Origin of the sequence: Streptomyces sp. NPDC048297 (assembly GCF_043201585.1) — a bacterium.
Lineage (GTDB): Bacteria > Actinomycetota > Actinomycetes > Streptomycetales > Streptomycetaceae > Streptomyces.
This window is the reverse complement of sequence record NZ_JBICZA010000064.1, coordinates 1-16,550: the sequence shown is the minus strand read 5'-3', so window position 1 is coordinate 16,550 and position 16,550 is coordinate 1. Positions and strand designations below refer to the sequence as shown.

18 protein-coding genes and 2 pseudogenes are annotated in these 16,550 nt (G+C 71.5%); 11 read left to right on the top strand and 9 right to left on the bottom strand.

Features of this window, described 5'->3' with window-relative positions; translation table 11 throughout:
• Positions 1 to 295: 295 nt before the first annotated feature.
• Positions 296 to 757, top strand: coding sequence for a hypothetical protein (locus tag ACGFYV_RS36830; protein WP_393882909.1), 462 nt, complete (start codon positions 296 to 298; stop codon positions 755 to 757).
• A gap of 5 nt (positions 758 to 762) precedes the next feature.
• Here the strand turns inward: ACGFYV_RS36830 and ACGFYV_RS36825 are convergent, their stop codons facing one another.
• The 3 genes from ACGFYV_RS36825 to ACGFYV_RS36815 form a co-directional block, all read right to left on the bottom strand.
• Positions 763 to 1,887 (bottom strand): RNA polymerase sigma factor SigF, encoded by a 1,125-nt coding sequence (locus ACGFYV_RS36825; protein WP_393882908.1) that lies wholly within the window; start codon positions 1,885 to 1,887, stop codon positions 763 to 765.
• A 17-nt stretch (positions 1,888 to 1,904) separates the two neighbouring features.
• Complete coding sequence (locus ACGFYV_RS36820) at positions 1,905 to 2,321, bottom strand: anti-sigma regulatory factor (RefSeq protein ID WP_137301875.1); 417 nt, start codon at positions 2,319 to 2,321, stop codon at positions 1,905 to 1,907.
• Between the two features lie 273 nt (positions 2,322 to 2,594).
• Complete coding sequence (locus tag ACGFYV_RS36815) at positions 2,595 to 2,855, bottom strand: UBP-type zinc finger domain-containing protein (RefSeq protein ID WP_393882907.1); 261 nt, start codon at positions 2,853 to 2,855, stop codon at positions 2,595 to 2,597.
• A 62-nt stretch (positions 2,856 to 2,917) separates the two neighbouring features.
• On the opposite strand from ACGFYV_RS36815, the gene ACGFYV_RS36810 reads away from it, so the two are divergent.
• Positions 2,918 to 4,513 carry a Na+/H+ antiporter gene (locus ACGFYV_RS36810; protein ID WP_393882906.1) on the top strand — a complete coding sequence of 532 codons (1,596 nt, stop codon included), beginning with the start codon at positions 2,918 to 2,920 and terminating at the stop codon, positions 4,511 to 4,513.
• Here the strand turns inward: ACGFYV_RS36810 and ACGFYV_RS36805 are convergent.
• Entirely contained in the window at positions 4,495 to 5,508 is a 1,014-nt protein-coding gene (locus ACGFYV_RS36805) for a 1-aminocyclopropane-1-carboxylate deaminase/D-cysteine desulfhydrase (protein WP_393882905.1), read from the bottom strand. The two genes, ACGFYV_RS36810 and ACGFYV_RS36805, sit on opposite strands and share 19 nt — an antisense overlap.
• Before the next feature lie 739 nt (positions 5,509 to 6,247).
• The gene (locus ACGFYV_RS36800) at positions 6,248 to 6,850 is read right to left on the bottom strand and encodes an N-acetylmuramoyl-L-alanine amidase (RefSeq protein ID WP_393882904.1); all 603 of its coding nucleotides are present in this window, start codon (positions 6,848 to 6,850) and stop codon (positions 6,248 to 6,250) included.
• Positions 6,851 to 7,147: 297 nt separating this feature from the next.
• Here ACGFYV_RS36800 and ACGFYV_RS36795 point away from each other — a divergent pair, with 297 nt between their 5' ends.
• Positions 7,148 to 8,554, top strand: a complete 1,407-nt coding sequence (locus ACGFYV_RS36795) for a family 2B encapsulin nanocompartment shell protein (RefSeq protein WP_393882903.1) — start codon at positions 7,148 to 7,150, stop codon at positions 8,552 to 8,554.
• 127 nt (positions 8,555 to 8,681) lie between these two features.
• A complete protein-coding gene (locus ACGFYV_RS36790) occupies positions 8,682 to 9,941 on the top strand; it encodes a family 2 encapsulin nanocompartment cargo protein polyprenyl transferase (protein WP_393882911.1) in 1,260 nt (419 codons plus the stop codon).
• 125 nt (positions 9,942 to 10,066) lie between these two features.
• On the opposite strand, the gene ACGFYV_RS36785 is transcribed toward ACGFYV_RS36790, so the two are convergent.
• Positions 10,067 to 10,657 (bottom strand): TetR/AcrR family transcriptional regulator, encoded by a 591-nt coding sequence (locus ACGFYV_RS36785; RefSeq protein WP_393882902.1) that lies wholly within the window; start codon positions 10,655 to 10,657, stop codon positions 10,067 to 10,069.
• A gap of 143 nt (positions 10,658 to 10,800) precedes the next feature.
• Between ACGFYV_RS36785 and ACGFYV_RS36780 the strand changes: the two genes are divergently transcribed.
• The 5 genes and pseudogenes from ACGFYV_RS36780 (at position 10,801) to ACGFYV_RS36760 (ending at position 13,840) form a co-directional block, all read left to right on the top strand.
• Positions 10,801 to 11,385 carry a dihydrofolate reductase family protein gene (locus tag ACGFYV_RS36780; RefSeq protein WP_393882901.1) on the top strand — a complete coding sequence of 195 codons (585 nt, stop codon included), beginning with the start codon at positions 10,801 to 10,803 and terminating at the stop codon, positions 11,383 to 11,385.
• Between the two features lie 26 nt (positions 11,386 to 11,411).
• Positions 11,412 to 11,636 (top strand): hypothetical protein, encoded by a 225-nt coding sequence (locus ACGFYV_RS36775; RefSeq protein ID WP_393882900.1) that lies wholly within the window; start codon positions 11,412 to 11,414, stop codon positions 11,634 to 11,636.
• Between the two features lie 94 nt (positions 11,637 to 11,730).
• A complete protein-coding gene (locus ACGFYV_RS36770) occupies positions 11,731 to 12,153 on the top strand; it encodes a YciI family protein (RefSeq protein WP_393882899.1) in 423 nt (140 codons plus the stop codon).
• 137 nt (positions 12,154 to 12,290) lie between these two features.
• Positions 12,291 to 13,498, top strand: a pseudogene (locus ACGFYV_RS36765) (RNA polymerase sigma factor).
• Between the two features lie 9 nt (positions 13,499 to 13,507).
• On the top strand, positions 13,508 to 13,840 hold the full coding sequence (locus tag ACGFYV_RS36760) for a DUF952 domain-containing protein (protein WP_393882898.1): 333 nt from the start codon (positions 13,508 to 13,510) through the stop codon (positions 13,838 to 13,840).
• Positions 13,841 to 13,966: 126 nt separating this feature from the next.
• Here the strand turns inward: ACGFYV_RS36760 and sodN are convergent, their stop codons facing one another.
• Positions 13,967 to 14,362: a superoxide dismutase, Ni gene (gene sodN / locus ACGFYV_RS36755; RefSeq protein WP_158924645.1), complete on the bottom strand. Its 396-nt coding sequence runs from the start codon at positions 14,360 to 14,362 to the stop codon at positions 13,967 to 13,969.
• Positions 14,363 to 14,507: 145 nt separating this feature from the next.
• Between sodN and sodX the strand changes: the two genes are divergently transcribed.
• Positions 14,508 to 14,942, top strand: coding sequence for a nickel-type superoxide dismutase maturation protease (sodX, locus tag ACGFYV_RS36750; protein WP_393882910.1), 435 nt, complete (start codon positions 14,508 to 14,510; stop codon positions 14,940 to 14,942).
• Here sodX and ACGFYV_RS36745 read toward each other — a convergent pair.
• Positions 14,846 to 15,475 (bottom strand): CGNR zinc finger domain-containing protein, encoded by a 630-nt coding sequence (locus ACGFYV_RS36745; protein WP_393882897.1) that lies wholly within the window; start codon positions 15,473 to 15,475, stop codon positions 14,846 to 14,848. The genes sodX and ACGFYV_RS36745 overlap by 97 nt on opposite strands.
• Positions 15,476 to 15,575: 100 nt before the next feature.
• Between ACGFYV_RS36745 and ACGFYV_RS36740 the strand changes: the two genes are divergently transcribed.
• Positions 15,576 to 16,334, top strand: a complete 759-nt coding sequence (locus ACGFYV_RS36740) for a class I SAM-dependent methyltransferase (RefSeq protein ID WP_393882896.1) — start codon at positions 15,576 to 15,578, stop codon at positions 16,332 to 16,334.
• Between the two features lie 123 nt (positions 16,335 to 16,457).
• Here the strand turns inward: ACGFYV_RS36740 and ACGFYV_RS36735 are convergent.
• Positions 16,458 to 16,550, bottom strand: a pseudogene (locus ACGFYV_RS36735) (ectoine/hydroxyectoine ABC transporter ATP-binding protein EhuA); the annotation flags it as partial.

The window sequence follows — 16,550 nt, the reverse complement described above, 5'->3', positions numbered from 1 at the left end:
CCGAAGGACGTCGAGCTCGCCGCATAACCCCAGCACCCCGAACCACACCACACCCGACAGGGGCGCCTTGACGAAGGACATAGAGGCACCCCCCCGTCTGCGGATCGTCGGCGGCTAAGCGGGCCCCTGGGGAACCGCGGTGCCGTTCGCCGCAATTGTCGGCATGCCGTCCCGCCCCCGTTCGTGGATCGTCGGCGGCTATGCGCGCCCCTGGGGAGCCGCGGTGCTGTTGGTCGCAATCGTCGGCATGCCGTCCTGCCCCCGTCTGCGGATTGCCGGCGGCTACCCTGCTGGGGTGAGCAGCGAGCAGAATCCCGTGCAGGACACCGCCCCGGTCACCGCGGAAGCCGGCGCCGCCGGACCGCGTCCGCGCCGGCTGACGTACGCGGCCGTGCTGGCCGGGCTGGAGGGGCTCGCCCTGGCGGTCGGGGGCCTGTGGATCCTCGTCCTCGGACTCACCGGTGACCCGGACGACCGGCAGCAGGCCGTGACCGGCGGGATCACGCTGGTCGTCCTCGCCCTGCTGCCGCTGCTGGCCGCCCGCGGGCTGCTGCTCAGGCGCGGCTGGAGCCGCGGGCCCGCCATCATCACGCAGATCATGGCCCTTCCGGTCGCCTACAACCTGCTCAAGGCCGACAGTATGGCCATCGGCGCGGGCATCGCTCTCGCGGTGGTCGCCGTGATCTCGCTGGTCCTGCTGGTGCACCCGGCGACGACCCAGGCCCTCGGAATCAAGGGACCGGGCCGGGCCGAGTAGGCGCCTCACTCCTCGACGAGGAGCTTCTCCCGCAGCTGGGCCAGGGTGCGGGCGAGCAGCCGGGAGACGTGCATCTGGGAGATGCCGACCTCCTGCGCGATCTGCGACTGGGTCATGTTCCCGAAGAACCGCAGCAGCAGGATCCGCTTCTCGCGCGGCGGGAGATCCTCCAGCAGCGGCTTGAGCGACTCGCGGTACTCGACGCCCTCCAGCGCCTCGTCCTCGGCGCCGAGGGTGTCGGCGACCGCGGGCGACTCGTCGTCGGTGTCGGGGACGTCCAGGGACAGCGTGGAGTACGCGTTGGCGGACTCCAGGCCCTCAAGGACCTCCTCCTCGGAGATGGCGAGCTTCTCCGCCAGTTCGTGGACCGTGGGGGAGCGGCCGTGCTGCTGGGACAGCTCCGCGGTCGCGGTGGTCAGCGCGAGCCGCAGCTCCTGCAGCCGGCGCGGCACCCGCACCGCCCAGCCCTTGTCGCGGAAGTGCCGCTTGATCTCGCCGACGACCGTCGGGGTGGCGTACGTGGAGAACTCGACGCCGCGTTCCGGGTCGAAGCGGTCGACGGACTTGATCAGGCCGATCGTGGCGACCTGGGTGAGGTCGTCCAGCGGCTCACCGCGGTTGCGGAAGCGGCGCGCGAGGTGCTCGACGAGCGGCAGATGCATCCGGACCAGCTTGTTGCGCAGCTCCGCGTACTCCGGGCTGCCCTCCTTCAGCGCGCGCAGCTCGACGAACATCGCACGTGCCCCGCTGCGGTCCCGGGGGTCGTGCTGTGCCGCCTGCACGGCCTCCGCGCCCGGCGCGGTGTCCTCGGCATCCCGCTCGTGCTCGCTCATCGTCCTGCCCGTCACCCTTCCCCGAGCCCTCGCCTGCGCGCGCACGGCGGACCCGGGTCCGCCGCGCTCCTGCGCGGGCGCGCTCCGCACGGCACCGTCGACTGCGCCGTCCCTGCCGACCTGCGCGGAGTCTTCCTCCGGGTGTGGTCTGGCCTGCTCGGGGATGCCGTCGATGCCGTCGGCCATGCGTCGGGAACCGTCCGAGGAGCCGTCCCGCAAGCTCTCGATCTCGCTCGGCAAAGGTGCACCCCCGTCCCCCGTCGGCAGCTCCCGCGTGCCGCGTTCTTCGTCCCGCACCGGACCGTCCCCGTTTCTCACGCCGGGCCGGGGCCCGCGCCGCGCTGTTTGTAGAGGCTGATCGACACGGTTCTGTCCTCGTCGACGGCCGACGAGACCTTGCCCGCGAGGGCCGAGAGCACGGTCCAGGCGAAGGTGTCCCGCGAAGGGGCGTGGCCGTCGGTGGTCGGTGCCGACACCGTGACCTCCAGCGAGTCGTCGACGAGCCGGAAGACGCAGCTCAGCACGGAGCCGGGCACGGCCTGCTGAAGCAGGATCGCGCAGGCCTCGTCCACGGCGATGCGCAGGTCCTCGATCTCGTCCAGGGTGAAGTCCAAGCGGGCCGCCAGACCGGCCGTGGCCGTCCGCAGCACCGACAGGTAGGCACCCGCAGCCGGCAGACGGACTTCCACGAAGTCCTGGTTCGCCGCGGGCTCGCCTGCGATCTGGGACACCCTCACCTCCATGGTGGTACAAGCTTTACGGGGCCGAGGGTCGCCCCCCGGGGTAACGCGTACGTGGTTCCGCGGTGACGCTATCGCGCTCGGAACGTTCCTGTCCCCGGGACCCCAACCCCCTGGCGTCACTCACAGTAAAGCTGCGGATACGCTCCGTGTCTAGAGGGTTTGCGTGGCCAAATGAGAAGAGCGCGCGCCGGGTTGACGTACCCCGGCGTCAGACGCTCGAACCGTGCGCCGTGACGGCAGCGTGCCGTCTCCCGTGCAGTGTCACACGAGAACGTGGTCGACGAAGCACCACCGCCAGTCCTCGCCGGGTTCGAAGCTCCGCATCACCGGATGACCGGACTTCGTGTGGTGCTGCGTCGCATGCTTGTGCGGCGAGGAATCGCAGCAGCCGACGTGGCCACAGTCCAGACAGATCCGCAGTTGCACCGGATGCGTTCCGTCCGCGAGACATTCCAGGCAGGTCTCGCTGAGCGCCTCGGGTTGGGGGTGCGGCAGCGCGGCGGCGTGCGTGCACTGTTTCATGATTGCCAGATTACGACGGTCGCGCGGGTGACCGCGCGGAAAAACGAGGGTGGACGAGGATCATGGACGTGTTGCCGCTGCTGTTGCTGGTGGCGGGCAGCGCCGCGGTCGCGGGCGCGGCCCGGCGGACTCCGGTGCCGGCCCCCCTGCTGCTGGTCGCGGTCGGACTCGCGGTGTCCTACGTGCCCGGGGTGCCCGACTACACCCTCGACCCCGAGGTGGTCCTGCCGCTGCTGCTGCCCCCGCTGCTGTACACCTCGGCGAGCGACAGCTCCTACCTCGACCTGCGCGCCCAGTTCAGGCCGGTGGCACTCCTGTCGGTGGGCTACGTCCTCTTCGCGACCGTCGTCGTCGGCTGGGCCGCCTACGTGCTCGTACCCGGGATGCCGCTGACCGCCGCGCTGGTGCTGGGCGCCGTCGTGGCGCCGCCGGACGCCGTGGCGGCCACCGCCGTCGCACGCCGGGTCGGGCTGCCGTCCCGGATCACCACGATCCTCCAGGGCGAGTCCCTGCTGAACGACGCCACCGCGATCACCGCCTACAAGGTGGCGCTGGCCGCCGCCATCGGGGAGGGCGCGACCTGGGCGGGCGGCATCAGCGAGTTCCTGATCGCCGCGGTCGGCGGTGTCGGCATCGGCCTCGTCCTCATGGCGCCCCTGCACTGGCTGCGCACGCATCTGAGGGAACCCCTCCTGCAGAACACCCTCTCCCTGCTGATCCCGTTCGTCGCCTACGGCGTCGCCGAGCAGGTGCACGCCTCGGGCGTCCTCGCCGTCGTGGTCGTCGCCCTCTACCTCGGCCACCGCGCGTGGGAGGTCGACTTCGCCACCCGGCTCCAGGAGGAGGCGGTGTGGAAGATGGTCGCCTTCATCCTCGAGTCCGCGGTCTTCGCCCTGATCGGCCTCCAGCTCCCGGTCGTCCTCGAAGGTCTCGGAGCGTACGAGGGCGCGCGCGCCGCCCTGTACGCCGTCATCCTCTTCCTCGTCGTCGTGGTGGCCCGGTTCGTGTGGGTCTACCCGGCGACGTTCCTGCCGCGCATGCTGTCGCGGCGGATCAGGGAGCGCGAGGCGAACCCCACCTGGAGAGGCGCGATGGTCACCGGCTGGGCCGGCATGCGGGGCGTCGTCTCCCTCGCCATCGCCTTCTCCATCCCGGTCACCGTGCACGGCGGCCAGCCCTTCCCGCAGCGCAATCTGATCCTGTTCCTGACCTTCACCACCGTCATCGGCACGCTCGTCGTCCAGGGGCTGTCCCTGCCCCCGCTGATCCACCTGCTCAAGTTCCCCGGCCGCGACCGGCAGGCCGAGACCCTCGCCGAGGCCAACGCCCAGGCACAGGCCTCCCGGGCCGCCGAACAGCACCTCGACGACCTCCTCTCCGACGAGCGCAACGCCCTTCCCCCACCGCTCGCCGACCGGCTGCGCACGGTCCTGGAGCGCCGCCGCAACGCCGTCTGGGAACGGCTCGGCCAGGTCAACCCCATCACCGGCGAGTCCGTCGACGACACCTACCGCCGGCTGTCCCGGGAGATGATCAGCTCCGAGCGGAGCGTCTTCGTCAAACTCCGCGACCTGCGCTACATCGACGACGAGATGCTGCGCGCGCTGCTGCGCAGGCTGGACCTGGAGGAGGCGGCGGCTTATCGGGAAGCGGGGTAGGTGGGCGGGACCGGAGGGGTTGGCGGGGTCGCAGGGGGCTGCGGGGACTGCGGGGGCTGCGAGGCCGGCGGGAACGGTCGTCCGGTGACGACCGCGGCGATCGTCGTCCCGCGCGCGAAGGCCCCTTCTTCCACCAGGGCGACAAGTCCGTACAGCAATTTGGCGACATACACACGCTCCACCGGCATGCCGTGCCGCTGCTCGAAGTCCGCCGCGAAGGCGTCGAGTTCCGGTGTCGTACGGGCGTAACCGCCGAAGTGGAAGCGGTCGTCCAGGGACCAGATGCCGGTGCGGGCGCCGAACGTGCGCTCCTGGAGGGCCTGTACGTCCGCCGCCAGGAAACCGCCCTTGAGGACCGCTATGCCGAGTGCGCGCTGCTCCGCGTCCAGTCCGGCGGCGAGTCCGGCGAGGGTGCCGCCGGTGCCGCAGGCCACCGCCGTGACGTCGGCCCGGCCGCGCAGTTCCTCGCCGAGGCCCCGGCAGCCGCGCACCGCCTCGGCGTTGCTGCCGCCCTCGGGCACGACGTACGCCTCCTCGGTGCCGGCCGCGCGCAGGATCGCGGCCAGGGTCTCCGGCTCGTTCTTGTGGCGGTACGTCGATCTGTCGACGAAGTGCAGACGCATGCCGTCGGCCGCGCACCGGGACAGGGACGGGTTGAGCGGGCGGTCCGCCAGCTCCTGACCGCGGACCACGCCGACCGTGGGCAGCCCCAGGAGGCGGCCCGCGGCGGCGGTGGCCCGCAGATGGTTCGAGTACGCCCCGCCGAAGGTGACCAACGGCCGCCCCCGCGCCGCCTCGATGTTCGGCACCAGCTTGCGCCACTTGTTGCCGATCAGCTCCGGGTGGACGAGGTCGTCCCGCTTGAGCAGCAGCCGCACACCACGACGACCGAAACGGCCGTCCCACACCTCCTGAAGAGGCGAGGGAAGCACGGGGGCGAGCGGGTCGAGCGGTTCGGGAGGGTCGACTGGATCGACCGGATCGGCGCTGGTCACGGGCCCATTCTCGCCGAGAGGGCCGGATCGCGCGCCTGGCCCCTGCGTCCGTCCAGCTCTCGAGCTTTCGGCCGCTCTCGCCCCCGCCCCTTCCGCCCCGCTCCGTCCCGTCTTCCGACCGCCTGGCCCCTGAACGTCCGGCCTTCCGGCCCCTGAACGTCCGGCCTTCCGGCCCCCGGCCCCCGGCCTTCCGGCCTTCCGGCCCCCGGCCCCCGGCCTTCCGGCCCCCGGCCCCCGGCCTTCCGGCCCCCGGCCCCCGGCCCCCGGCCCCCGGCCCCCGGCCCCCGGCCTTCCGGCCCCCGGCCTTCCGGCCATCCGGCCCCCGGCCTTCCGGCCATCCGGCCCTCGGTCTTCTGGCGTTCCGGCCCTCGGCCTTGCGGTCCTATGACCTTCCGGCGTTCTGGCCCCGTTCTTTCCGGGCCTTCCGGCCTTCCGGCCTTGCGGCCTTTTGGTTCCCGGCGTTCCGGCCCCCTCTCTTTACCGGCCCTCGGCGTTCCGGCCCTCGGCGTTCCAGCCGTCCGGCACCTGGCCGTCCGGCACCCGGCCGTCCGGCGTTCCGGACCCGGCCTTGGGCCCTATGGCCTTCAGGCGTTCTGTCCCCGTCCTTTCCGGGCCCTCGGCCCTCGGCGTTCCTGACCTCGGCCTTCCGGCGTTCCGGACCTCGGCGTTCCGGCCGTCCGGACCCCGGTCTTCCGGTGTCCCGGACCCCGGCCGTCCGTCCGGCTGGCCGGACCCGGCGTCAGTCCTGCTCGTCCTTGAGGCGCTCGGCGATCCGCTCCCGGAGGGAGGCCATCGTGAAGCCGCGTGGGTCCACCTTTCCGGGTTGCCACTCCAGGTGGCCGATGACCGACCGTTCTGTCCAGCCGTGCCGCCGGCACACCGCGGAGGCGGCACGTGCGATCGCGTCGAGCTGCTTCTCGGGCCAGGGGTCCTCGCCGTCGCCGAGGTTCTCGCACTCGAAGCCGTAGAAGTGCCGGTTGCCGTCGGTGTTCGCCTCGTTGTCCGGCGGCAGCCCCTTCTCCGCGATGACCGCGCGCAGGACGTCGTCGTCGCCGAGGCCGGCGTGGTTGGCCCGGCCGTAGCCGACCAGATGGACCGTGCCGTCCTTGGTGATCACCCCGTGGCACAGCGGGCCGGGCAGATCGGCGCGGCCGTCCCGGCAGATCTCCACGGTGCGGGCGCTGCCCAGGGTGGCCGTGTGGTGGATCACCACGCCGTGGACCGGGCCCCAGGGCCCCTTGTGGTTGCGATGGTGATGCCGCCAGTCGCCGCATTCGACGACGGTGGCACCCTCCGCCCGCAGTGCGTCCAGGAATGCGCTCGCGGACATGGGTGGGGACATGGCCGCCTCCTTCGTGCCGTGCCCGGAGGCCGCCGGTCGCGGTCCTCTCGTACCGCAGCTTCTACCGAAACCGGACGTCTCGGACCAGCGCGTTCGTACGCTGTGCGAGCCGATCCGGACAACTCGCGCAGTTGCGCGCGGCGACGGCGTGAGGTCCCTCTTTCTGCCCAGTAGTGGGATGATCCATTCCCGCTCTTTCGGGTAATGGCGCGGTAGCTCTCCGTGATGAAAACCTCGTGTGTGAGACCGGTGCCAGGTGAGATCCGGGACCGGGCGTACATGGGAGGGCATTTCCTTATGTCGGTAGGCGAAGAGGTCCGCACGGATCAGGGCAAGCCGCAGCAGTCTCTCGGCACGGCGGCAGCGCGGAACCTGGCCACCACGACCAAGTCCGTACCCCAGATGCAGGAGATCAGCTCCCGCTGGCTTCTGCGCTCCCTGCCCTGGGTGGACGTACATGGCGGCACGTACCGGGTGAACCGGCGGCTGACCTACGCGGTCGGTGACGGCCGCATCACCTTTGTGAAAACCGGCGACCATGTGGAGGTCATCCCGGCCGAACTCGGCGAACTGCCCGCGCTGCGGTCGTACGAGGACATCGACGTACTGACGGAGCTGGCCCGTCGCTGCCGGCAGCGGGACTTCGCGCCGGGCGACGTGATCGCCTCCTTCGGCAACCAGACCGACAAGGTGTACCTGCTGGCCCACGGCAGGGTCGAGAAGGTCGGCACGGGCCCCTACGGCGACGACGCGGTCCTCGGAGTCCTCGCCGACGGCGCCTACTTCGGCGAACAGGGGCTGGTGGACCCGGATGCCATCTGGGAGTACACCGCCCGCGCGGACACCGCCTGCACGGTGCTGATCCTCAGCCGCCAGGACTTCGAGCAGGTCGCCGAGCGCGCCGACTCGCTGCGCGACCACCTGCAGCAGCTGCGGGCGGCCCCCGAGCAGCACACCAACAAGTACGGCGAGAAGGCGGTCGAGCTGGCGGCCGGCCACTCCGGCGAGCCCGACATCCCGAACACCTTCGTCGACTACGACGCCCGTCCGCGCGAGTACGAGCTGAGCATCGCCCAGACCGTGCTGCGCATCCACACGCGCGTGGCCGACCTGTACAACCAGCCGATGAACCAGACCGAGCAGCAGCTGCGGCTCACGGTCGAGGCGTTGAAGGAGCGCCAGGAGCACGAACTCGTCAACAACCGGGAGTTCGGCCTCCTCAACAACTGCGAGTACGACCAGCGGATCCAGCCGCACGACGGCGTGCCCGGCCCGGACGACATGGACGAGCTGCTCAGCCGCCGCCGCAGCACCAAGCTCTTCCTCGCCCACCCGCGCGCGATCGCCGCGTTCGGGCGCGAACTGAACAAGCGCGGGCTGGTCCCGGAGACGATCGACATCGGGGGCAACCGCATCCCGACCTGGCGCGGTGTGCCGATCTACCCGTGCAACAAGATCCCGGTCACCGAGGCCCGGACGACATCGATCATCGCCATGCGTACCGGCGAGGCCGACCAGGGCGTCATCGGCCTGAGGCAGTCCGGCATCCCGGACGAGATCGAGCCGAGCCTGTCCGTCCGCTTCATGGGCATCAACGAACAGGCCATCATCAAGTACCTCGTGACCGCCTACTACTCGGCCGCCGTCCTGGTGCCCGACGCGCTCGGCGTGCTGGAGAACGTCGAGATCGGCCGGTGGAGGTGACGTTTCCGCACTTCGCGGCCGTGTTCCCGCCCTTCGGGGCGGGTACATCCCCGGGGTATGCGCCCAGCGGGAGCGGTAGCGCTGCCGCCGTCCGCGGACCACGCGAGGGGGGATCATGGCCGAGTTCATGACGGACACCGAGCAGGGTTCGACGGGGAGGGCAGGGCCCGTCGGCTCGAGGGTGGAGTCGGGGTTGGAATACGGGGCAGGGGCAGGTTCCGTGTCAGGTTCGGGCCCGGAGGTGGAGTACGGGTCGGGCTCGGGGTCCCGGGAGGGCCCCCGGCCACCGGGGCCGCGCCGACGGCGCCGCCCGGCGGGTGACGCCGGGGCCGGGTCGCTCGACGGGCAGGAGGCGCCGGTGCTGCTGGAGCGCACCCGGGCCCTGGTCGACCCGGAGCTGCGCGCGGCCATCGAGTCGCTGCCCGGCACCATGCGCCGGGTCGCGCTCTACCACTTCGGCTGGCAACAGGCGGACGGCACCCCGGTGGCGGGCAACGCGGGCAAGGCGATCAGGCCCGCGCTCGTGCTCGCCGCGGCCAGCGCGCTGGGTGGGGCCGGGGCGCGGGCGGCGGCCGTGCGGGCCGCCGCCGCGGTGGAACTGGTGCACAACTTCACGCTGTTGCACGACGACGTGATGGACCGGGACACCACGCGCCGGCACCGGCCCACGGCCTGGACCGTGTTCGGGATCCCCGACGCGATCCTCGCCGGGGACGCGATGCAGGCGCTGGCCCTGCGCCTGCTCGCCGACGACCCGCACCCGGCCTCCGCTCCGGCGGCGGCCCGGCTCGCGGACTGCGTGATCGAGCTGTGCGAGGGGCAGCACACCGACACCGCCATGGAGCAGCGCGCCCCCGGCGAGGTCACTCTGGACGAGGTGCTCGCCATGGCCGAGGCCAAGACCGGTGCGCTGCTGGGCTGTGCCTGCGCGCTCGGCGGGCTGTACGCGGGTGCCCGGGAGGAGGACGTGGCCGCGCTGGACGGTTTCGGCCGCCAGGCCGGGCTCGCCTTCCAGCTGATCGACGACGTGATCGGCATATGGGGGGACCCGCGCCGCACCGGCAAACCGGCCGGAGCGGATCTCGCCGTCCGCAAGAAGTCCCTGCCGGTCGTCGCGGCCCTCGCCTCCGGCACCCCGGCCGCCGCCGAACTCGCCGAGCTGTACGGGAAGCCGTACGTCGCGGGGGAGAACGGGGACGGGGACGGCGGCGAGATCGCGCGGACCGCCCTGGCCGTGGAACAGGCGGGCGGCCGGGACTGGGCCCAGGCGGAGGCGGCCGACCGGATGGCGCGGGCGATGCAGGAACTGGCCCGCGCGGTGCCCGTCCCGGAGTCGGCGGGCGGCCTGCTGGCCCTGGCGGAGTTCGTGACCCGCCGCAACAACTGATCCCTGACCGGCGGCGCCCGCCCCTTTCGCCACCACCGGGCGCCGCCGGTCCGCCTGCTTCTTTTGGCGCGGCGGGTCTCCCTGCCCCTCGGCGCAGCTGGTGTCTGGCCTACTGGCCCTTCGGCCTACTTTGCCGGGACCACCGTCGTCACGATCCGTTCGACCAGGTCCTCCGGGACGTTCACGCCGTCCAGGGCGCCGTCCAGGACTCCGGGGAGGGTCAGGTGTTCCAGGATGAGGCCGAGCATTGCCAGGTAGAGGACGGTGACGGTCTGGTCGTCGCCGGGGAGGCCCGCCTCTCGGTGGAACTGCATGCCCTGCTCCAGGTCGCCGCGTACGGATGCGGTGAAGGAGGCGCGCAGTTCGGGGCGGCGGGTGGCCTCCAGGCGCATCTCCAGCAGGGCGAGATAGCCGGCGCGGTCGCGGACGGCGCGGTCCAGGATGTCCCGCATGAAGGCGGTGACCAGGGCACGGTCCCGGGCGCCTAGCAGCAGCTCCTCCACCACCTCGGGATCCGGCGCGAGCCGGATGTGCAGCCGGGCGTCGATCTGGCGGAGCAGATCGTCGCGGCCGGTGAAGTAGTTCGAGGCGGTGCCGGTCGGCACGCCCGCCTCCGCGTCCACGGCGCGGAACGTCAGCCCGCGCGCCCCCTCCCGCGCGAGCACCGCGATCCCGGCGTCCACCAGCGCCGCCCGCCGCTCCGGATTCCCCGCCATGCGGAACCACCTCTCTCACTTGCTCTCGCTCCGGGACGCGTCCCGGAAACTCCTTGCCACCACTACAACTGGAGTACTACAAATGGAGCACTACAAGCGGAGTGGTTGTCCCGCCGCTCGGCAGCCTACGAAAAGAGAACGGCTTGCGAAAGCTCACGTACGTCATCGCCTGCTCGCTCGACGGCTTCATCGGCGACGAGAACGGCGACGCCACGGCGATGTTCCGGTTCCTGGACGAGGAGTACCTCGCCTTTCTCAAGGCCGAGTTCCCGGAGACCCTGGCCACCCACGGCCGTAAGGCGCTCGGCCTCGACCACCTGGAGAACCGGCGGTTCGACACGGTCGTCCAGGGCCGCGCCAGCTACGACCTGGCCCTGAAGGAGGGCGTCACCAGCCCCTACGCCCACCTGCGCGAGTACGTCGCCTCGCGCACCCTGGGCACCTCGCCCGACCCGAACGTCGAGATCGTCGCCGACGACCTGGTCGGCCGGATCCGCGAACTGAAGGCGGAGGAAGGAGGGTTGGACATCTACCTGTGCGGTGGCTCGCAGGTCGCGGGAGCGCTGCTCGACGAGATCGACGAACTGGTCATCAAGACCTACCCGATCGTCTATGGCACCGGCATGCCGATGTTCGCCTCCGGCCTCGGCATCACGGAGTTCACCCTGGTCTCGGTGCACACGTTCGGCAACGGCGCACTGGTGCGGACGTACCGCAGGAAGCGCTGAGTCCCCGGCCGCCCTACCCTGAGGACATGGGCAGCGAGAAGCAGGTCTGTCCCGTCTGCGGACAGCCGGCCGCCACGATCGTGGGACGGCACAAGACCCTGGGCACGTGGGTGCCGGTGTGGGGCCCCGGCCCGTGCCACAACCCCGACTGCCCGGCCCACGTCGCACCCGCCACCGAGCCCGCGACCACCCCGGACACCAGGTCCGGCACCGCACCGCACCCCGACGAGTCCGCCTCGAAAAAAACCTGAGCGACCGCACCGAGCGGGTGTCGAGATTCCCGGCCGGCTCCGACGTCCCCTGTGAGAGCTGCCCACCCGGGGCGGCCGAGCGAAGGAGCGGACCATGAAGTACCTGGTGATGGTGCAGGGCACACAGGCGGACTACGAGGCGATGGCCGGCAAGCCCTCCACGGACTCCCCGGCCTGGACCGAGGCGCAGCTCAAGGCCATGTACCTGTACATGGGCGCGATCAGCGACGACCTCGCCGAGTCCGGTGAACTCGTCGACGCCCAGGGCCTGGCCGAGCCCGCCCGGACCAGGTTGGTCGGGCGCGACAAGGACGGCAACACGGTGATCACCGACGGCCCGTACGGCGAGACGAAGGAACTGATGGCCGGCTACTGGGTGGTGGACTGCGCGAGCCTCGACCGGGTCACCGAGATCGCCGAACGCGTCACCCGCTGCCCCGGCCCCGAGGGCCTGCCCGAGTACCCCGTGGTGATCCGGCCCATCATGGAGGGCGCCGCGGACATCAGCGCCGAATGACCGGGACCGCAGTATGACTGGGATCGCCGTATGGCCGGACTGCCACATGACCAGGACCGGGACCACGACATGACAGTGCCCACGACATGACAGTGCCCACGACATGACAGTGCCCACGACATGACAGTGCCTGCGGCATGACCGGGCCCGCCGGCACCGTGGATCTGCTGCGCCTGCACGCGCCGCAGGTCCTCGGCGCGCTGGTCCGCCGATACGGCCACTTCGACGCCGCCGAGGACGCGGTCCGGGAAGCCCTGCTCGCGGCGGCCCGGCAATGGCCCGGGAGCGGGGTGCCGGACAACCCGCGCGGATGGCTGATCAAGGTGGCGGCCCGGCGGCTGACCGACGCGCTGCGCGCGGACGAGGCCCGGCAGGCGAGGGAGGAGAGGGCGGCGGCGCTCGCCGTCCGGATCGCCCCCTCCGACCGCGCACCGCGCGAGGACGACACCCTCAGCCTGCTCTTCCTGTGCTGCCACCCCGACCTGACCCCGGCCGGGCAGATCGCCCTCACCCTGCGCGCGGTCGGCGGTCTGACCACGGCGGAGATCGCCCGCGCGCACCTCGTGCCCGAAGCGACCATGGCCCAGAGGATCAGCCGGGCCAAGAAGAAACTGCGGGGCGTGAGTTTCGGGCGGCCGGACAACTGGGCCGAGCGGCTGCCCGCCGTCCTGCACACCCTGTACCTGATCTTCAACGAGGGCTACACGGCGACCTCGGGCACCGCGCTGCAGCGCCACGACCTCGCCGCCGAGGCGATCCGGCTGACCCGCACCCTCCACCGGCTGCTGCCCGACGACGGCGAGAGCGCCGGCCTGCTGGCCCTGATGCTCCTCACCGACGCCCGCCGCGCCGCACGCACCGGCCCGGACGGCGAGCCGGTCCCGCTCGACGAACAGGACCGCGCCCGTTGGGACCGTGCGGCGATCGAGGAGGGCGCCGCTCTCGTCACCCGGGCGCTGACCTGGGGACCCGCCGGACCGTACGCGCTGCGCGCCGCGATCGCCGCCGTGCACGACGAGGCACCCTCCACCGAGGCCACCGACTGGCGGGAGATCCTCGGCCTCTACGACCTGCTCGTCCGTCAGGTCCCCGGCCCCGTCGAGCGCCTCAACCGCGCGGTGGCCGTCGCCATGGTGCACGGCCCGGAGGCAGGACTTGCCGAACTGGACGGACTGGAAGGTGAGTTGGGTGGCAGCCACCGCCTGGACGCGGTCGCGGGCACCTGTGGGAGCGCGCGGGCGCCCACGACCTGGCCCGCGCCGCCTACGCCTCCGCCGCCGCAGGCACCCTCAGCCTGCCGGAACGGCGCTATCTGCAGACGCGTGCGGCTCGCCTGAAGCCGTAGCGTGGCCGTATGCCGAAGCTTCCGCACATCGTCCACCTCACCGAGCGCTCCCTGTGGGACGAGGCCCGCGAGCGCGGCACCTACGAGGTGTCCACCCGGGGCCGCACCCTCCAGCAGGAGGGCTTCATCCACTTCTCCACCCGCGACCAACTCCCGCGCATCGGCGCCCTCCTGTACGGCGACTACGACGGCCCGGACGACCTGGTGGTCCTCGTGGTGGACCCGGCCCTCCTGCACGCACCGCTCAAGTACGAGGCCATGGAGCCCGGCGGCGAGGAGTTCCCCCACGTGTACGGACCGGTGCCCGTCGACGCCGTGGTGGACGTGGAGCCCTGGAACTGACGCCAGGCAGAAAAAGACCGCACCCGGACCGCAATGGACGCCGTGGTCGGCGGCCTGCGGGCCGGGTGCGGAGGGGGAGACGCTGCAAGCAAGGAAGTTTGCAGGTCAGAGAGGTCTGATCGAAGATCAGGCCTTCTTGGTCTCCCAGAAGATCTTGTCGATCTGGGCGATGTAGTCCAGCGCCTTCTGGCCGGTGGCCGGGTCGGTGGACGCCTTGGCGGCCGAGAGGGCCTTCAGGGTGTCGTTGACCAGCTGGTGCAGCTCCGGGTACTTCTCGAAGTGCGGGGCCTTGAAGTAGTCGCTCCAGAGCACGGAGACGTGGTGCTTCGCCAGCTCGGCGCGCTGCTCCTTGATGACGGTGGCGCGAGCCTGGAAGTGCGGGTCGTCGTTGGCGGCCATCTTGTCCTGCACGGCCTTCACCGACTCCGCCTCGATGCGGGCCTGGGCCGGGTCGTACACGCCGCAGGGCAGGTCGCAGTGCGCGCTGACCTTGACCTTGGGGGCAAACAGGCGGGAAAGCATGGAGCGTTCCTTCCTCGTGATCGTCTTCTCAGGTGGGACATTACTCCCTGCGGGACGGGTTTTCCCGAGTGCCCCCCAGGGCTTAGGACAAAAGTCCAGGGTGAGACTGAGACTGGTGGAGGAACGGACCGGGGAGGTGCCGGGGATGCCGGAGCTGTCGCAGGAGACCGAGCGGGGGAGGGCCGTGGCGCCCTTCGGGCTGGCCGAGGTGACGGGGCCGTCCATGGTGCCCACGCTGCACCACGGGGACCGGCTGCTGCTGCAGTACGGGGCCTCGGTCAGGCCGGGGAACGTCGTCGTCCTGCGCCACCCCTTCCAGCAGGACCTGCTCGTCGTCAAGCGTGCCGTGGAGCGGCGTGACGGCGGGTGGTGGGTGCTCGGGGACAATCCGTACGCCGGCGGGGACAGCACTGATTACGGGGTCGTCCCGGAGGAGCTGATCCTCGGGAAGGCGTGGCTGCGGCTGCGGCCGATCGGCAACCGTCAGCGTTCGCCGCTGGCGCTGCTGCGCTGGGCGTTCTCGGCGGCCCGGCCGCTGCTGTCGGACCGGTCGGCCTCCAGGCGCTTGCGGGCCCGGTAGGCGGCCACGTTGGCGCGGGTCGCGCAGCGGTCGGAGCAGTAGCGCCGGGAGCGGTTCGTGGACGTGTCCAGGTAGGCGTTGCGGCACGGCGCCGCCTCGCACAGGCCCAGGCGGTCGACGCCGTACTCGGTGAGGTGGAAGGCCAGGCCCATCGCCGCGATCGCCGCGAAGCCGGCGGTGGGGTTGGACGGGTGGTCGGCCAGGTGCATGTGCCACAGGGGGCGGCCGTCCTCGTCGCGGTGGTCGTGGCCCGAGATCTGCGGGCTGACCGGGAACTCCAGGAGGAGGGAGTTCAGCAGGTCCACGGCGAGCGTCTCGTCGCCCTGGTCGGCCGCCTCGAACACCGCGCGCAGCCGGGCCCGGACCGAGCGGAAGCGGGTGACGTCGGCGTCGGTGGCGCGGCGGGCCGCCGACGAGTTCGCGCCGAAGAGGTCGCGGACGGCCTCGACCGAGGTCAGGGAGTCCTTGCCGCGGACCGGCTCCTCGCTGTTGACGAGGCGCACCGCGTAATCCGAGTAATAGGCCAGTTCCACTTGTAGTCCTTACGGAGGCGCTCTATGGTCGTTTCTGCGGTCGGGTAACAGCCGGTCGTGCTTCCAGGGTATTACGCATCTCTGAGGGGGCCGAGAAACCATGACCACCAGTACCGGAACCGACTGGGCCGCGTGGCAGAAGAGCTGGGATCGGCAGCAGGAGTGGTACATGCCGGACCGCGAGGAGCGGTTCCGGATCATGCTCGACATGGTCGAGGCGCTCGTCGGCACGGCACCGCGCGTGCTGGACCTCGCCTGCGGCACCGGCAGCATCACCGCGCGGCTGCTGGCGCGCTTCCCCGAGGCCACCAGCACCGGCGTCGATCTCGACCCGGCCCTGCTCGCCATCGCCCGCGGCACCTTCGAGGGCGACGACCGGGTCTCCTTCGTCGCCGCGGACCTCAAGGACCCCGACTGGCCGGCGAAACTGCCGTACGACTCCTACGACGCGGTCCTGACCGCCACGGCCCTGCACTGGCTGCACAGCGAACCCCTCGCGGCCCTCTACGGTCAGGTCGCGGAGCTGGTCCGCGACGGCGGTGTCTTCATGAACGCGGACCACATGATCGACGACACCACGCCCCGGATCAACGCGGCCGAGCGCGCCCAGCGGCACACCCGCATGGATCAGGCCAGGCGGGACGGGGCTCTGGACTGGGCCGAGTGGTGGCAGGTGGCCGCCAAGGACCCCGTGCTCGCGGAGCCCACCGCCCGCCGCTTCGAGATCTACGGCGAGCATGCCGACGGGGACATGCCGTCCGCGGCCTGGCACGCACAGACCCTCAGGAACATGGGGTTCGGTGAGGCACGGCCGGTGTGGTGCTCGCCGTCGGACACGCTGCTGCTGGCGCTCAAGTAGTTCCGGCGGCTCCGGTAGCACTCCGCCGGCTCCGGTGGCGCTCCGGTGGCTCTGCGGGAATGACGAAGGGCGGTACGGGGATCCCGTACCGCCCTTCGCCATCCCCTCGCGTTCAGCGGAGCGTCACAGCACCTTGGACAGGAAGGACTGCGTCCGTTCGTGCCGCGGGTTCGTCAGGACCTCGCGGGGGTGGCCGGACTCGACGACGACGCCCTC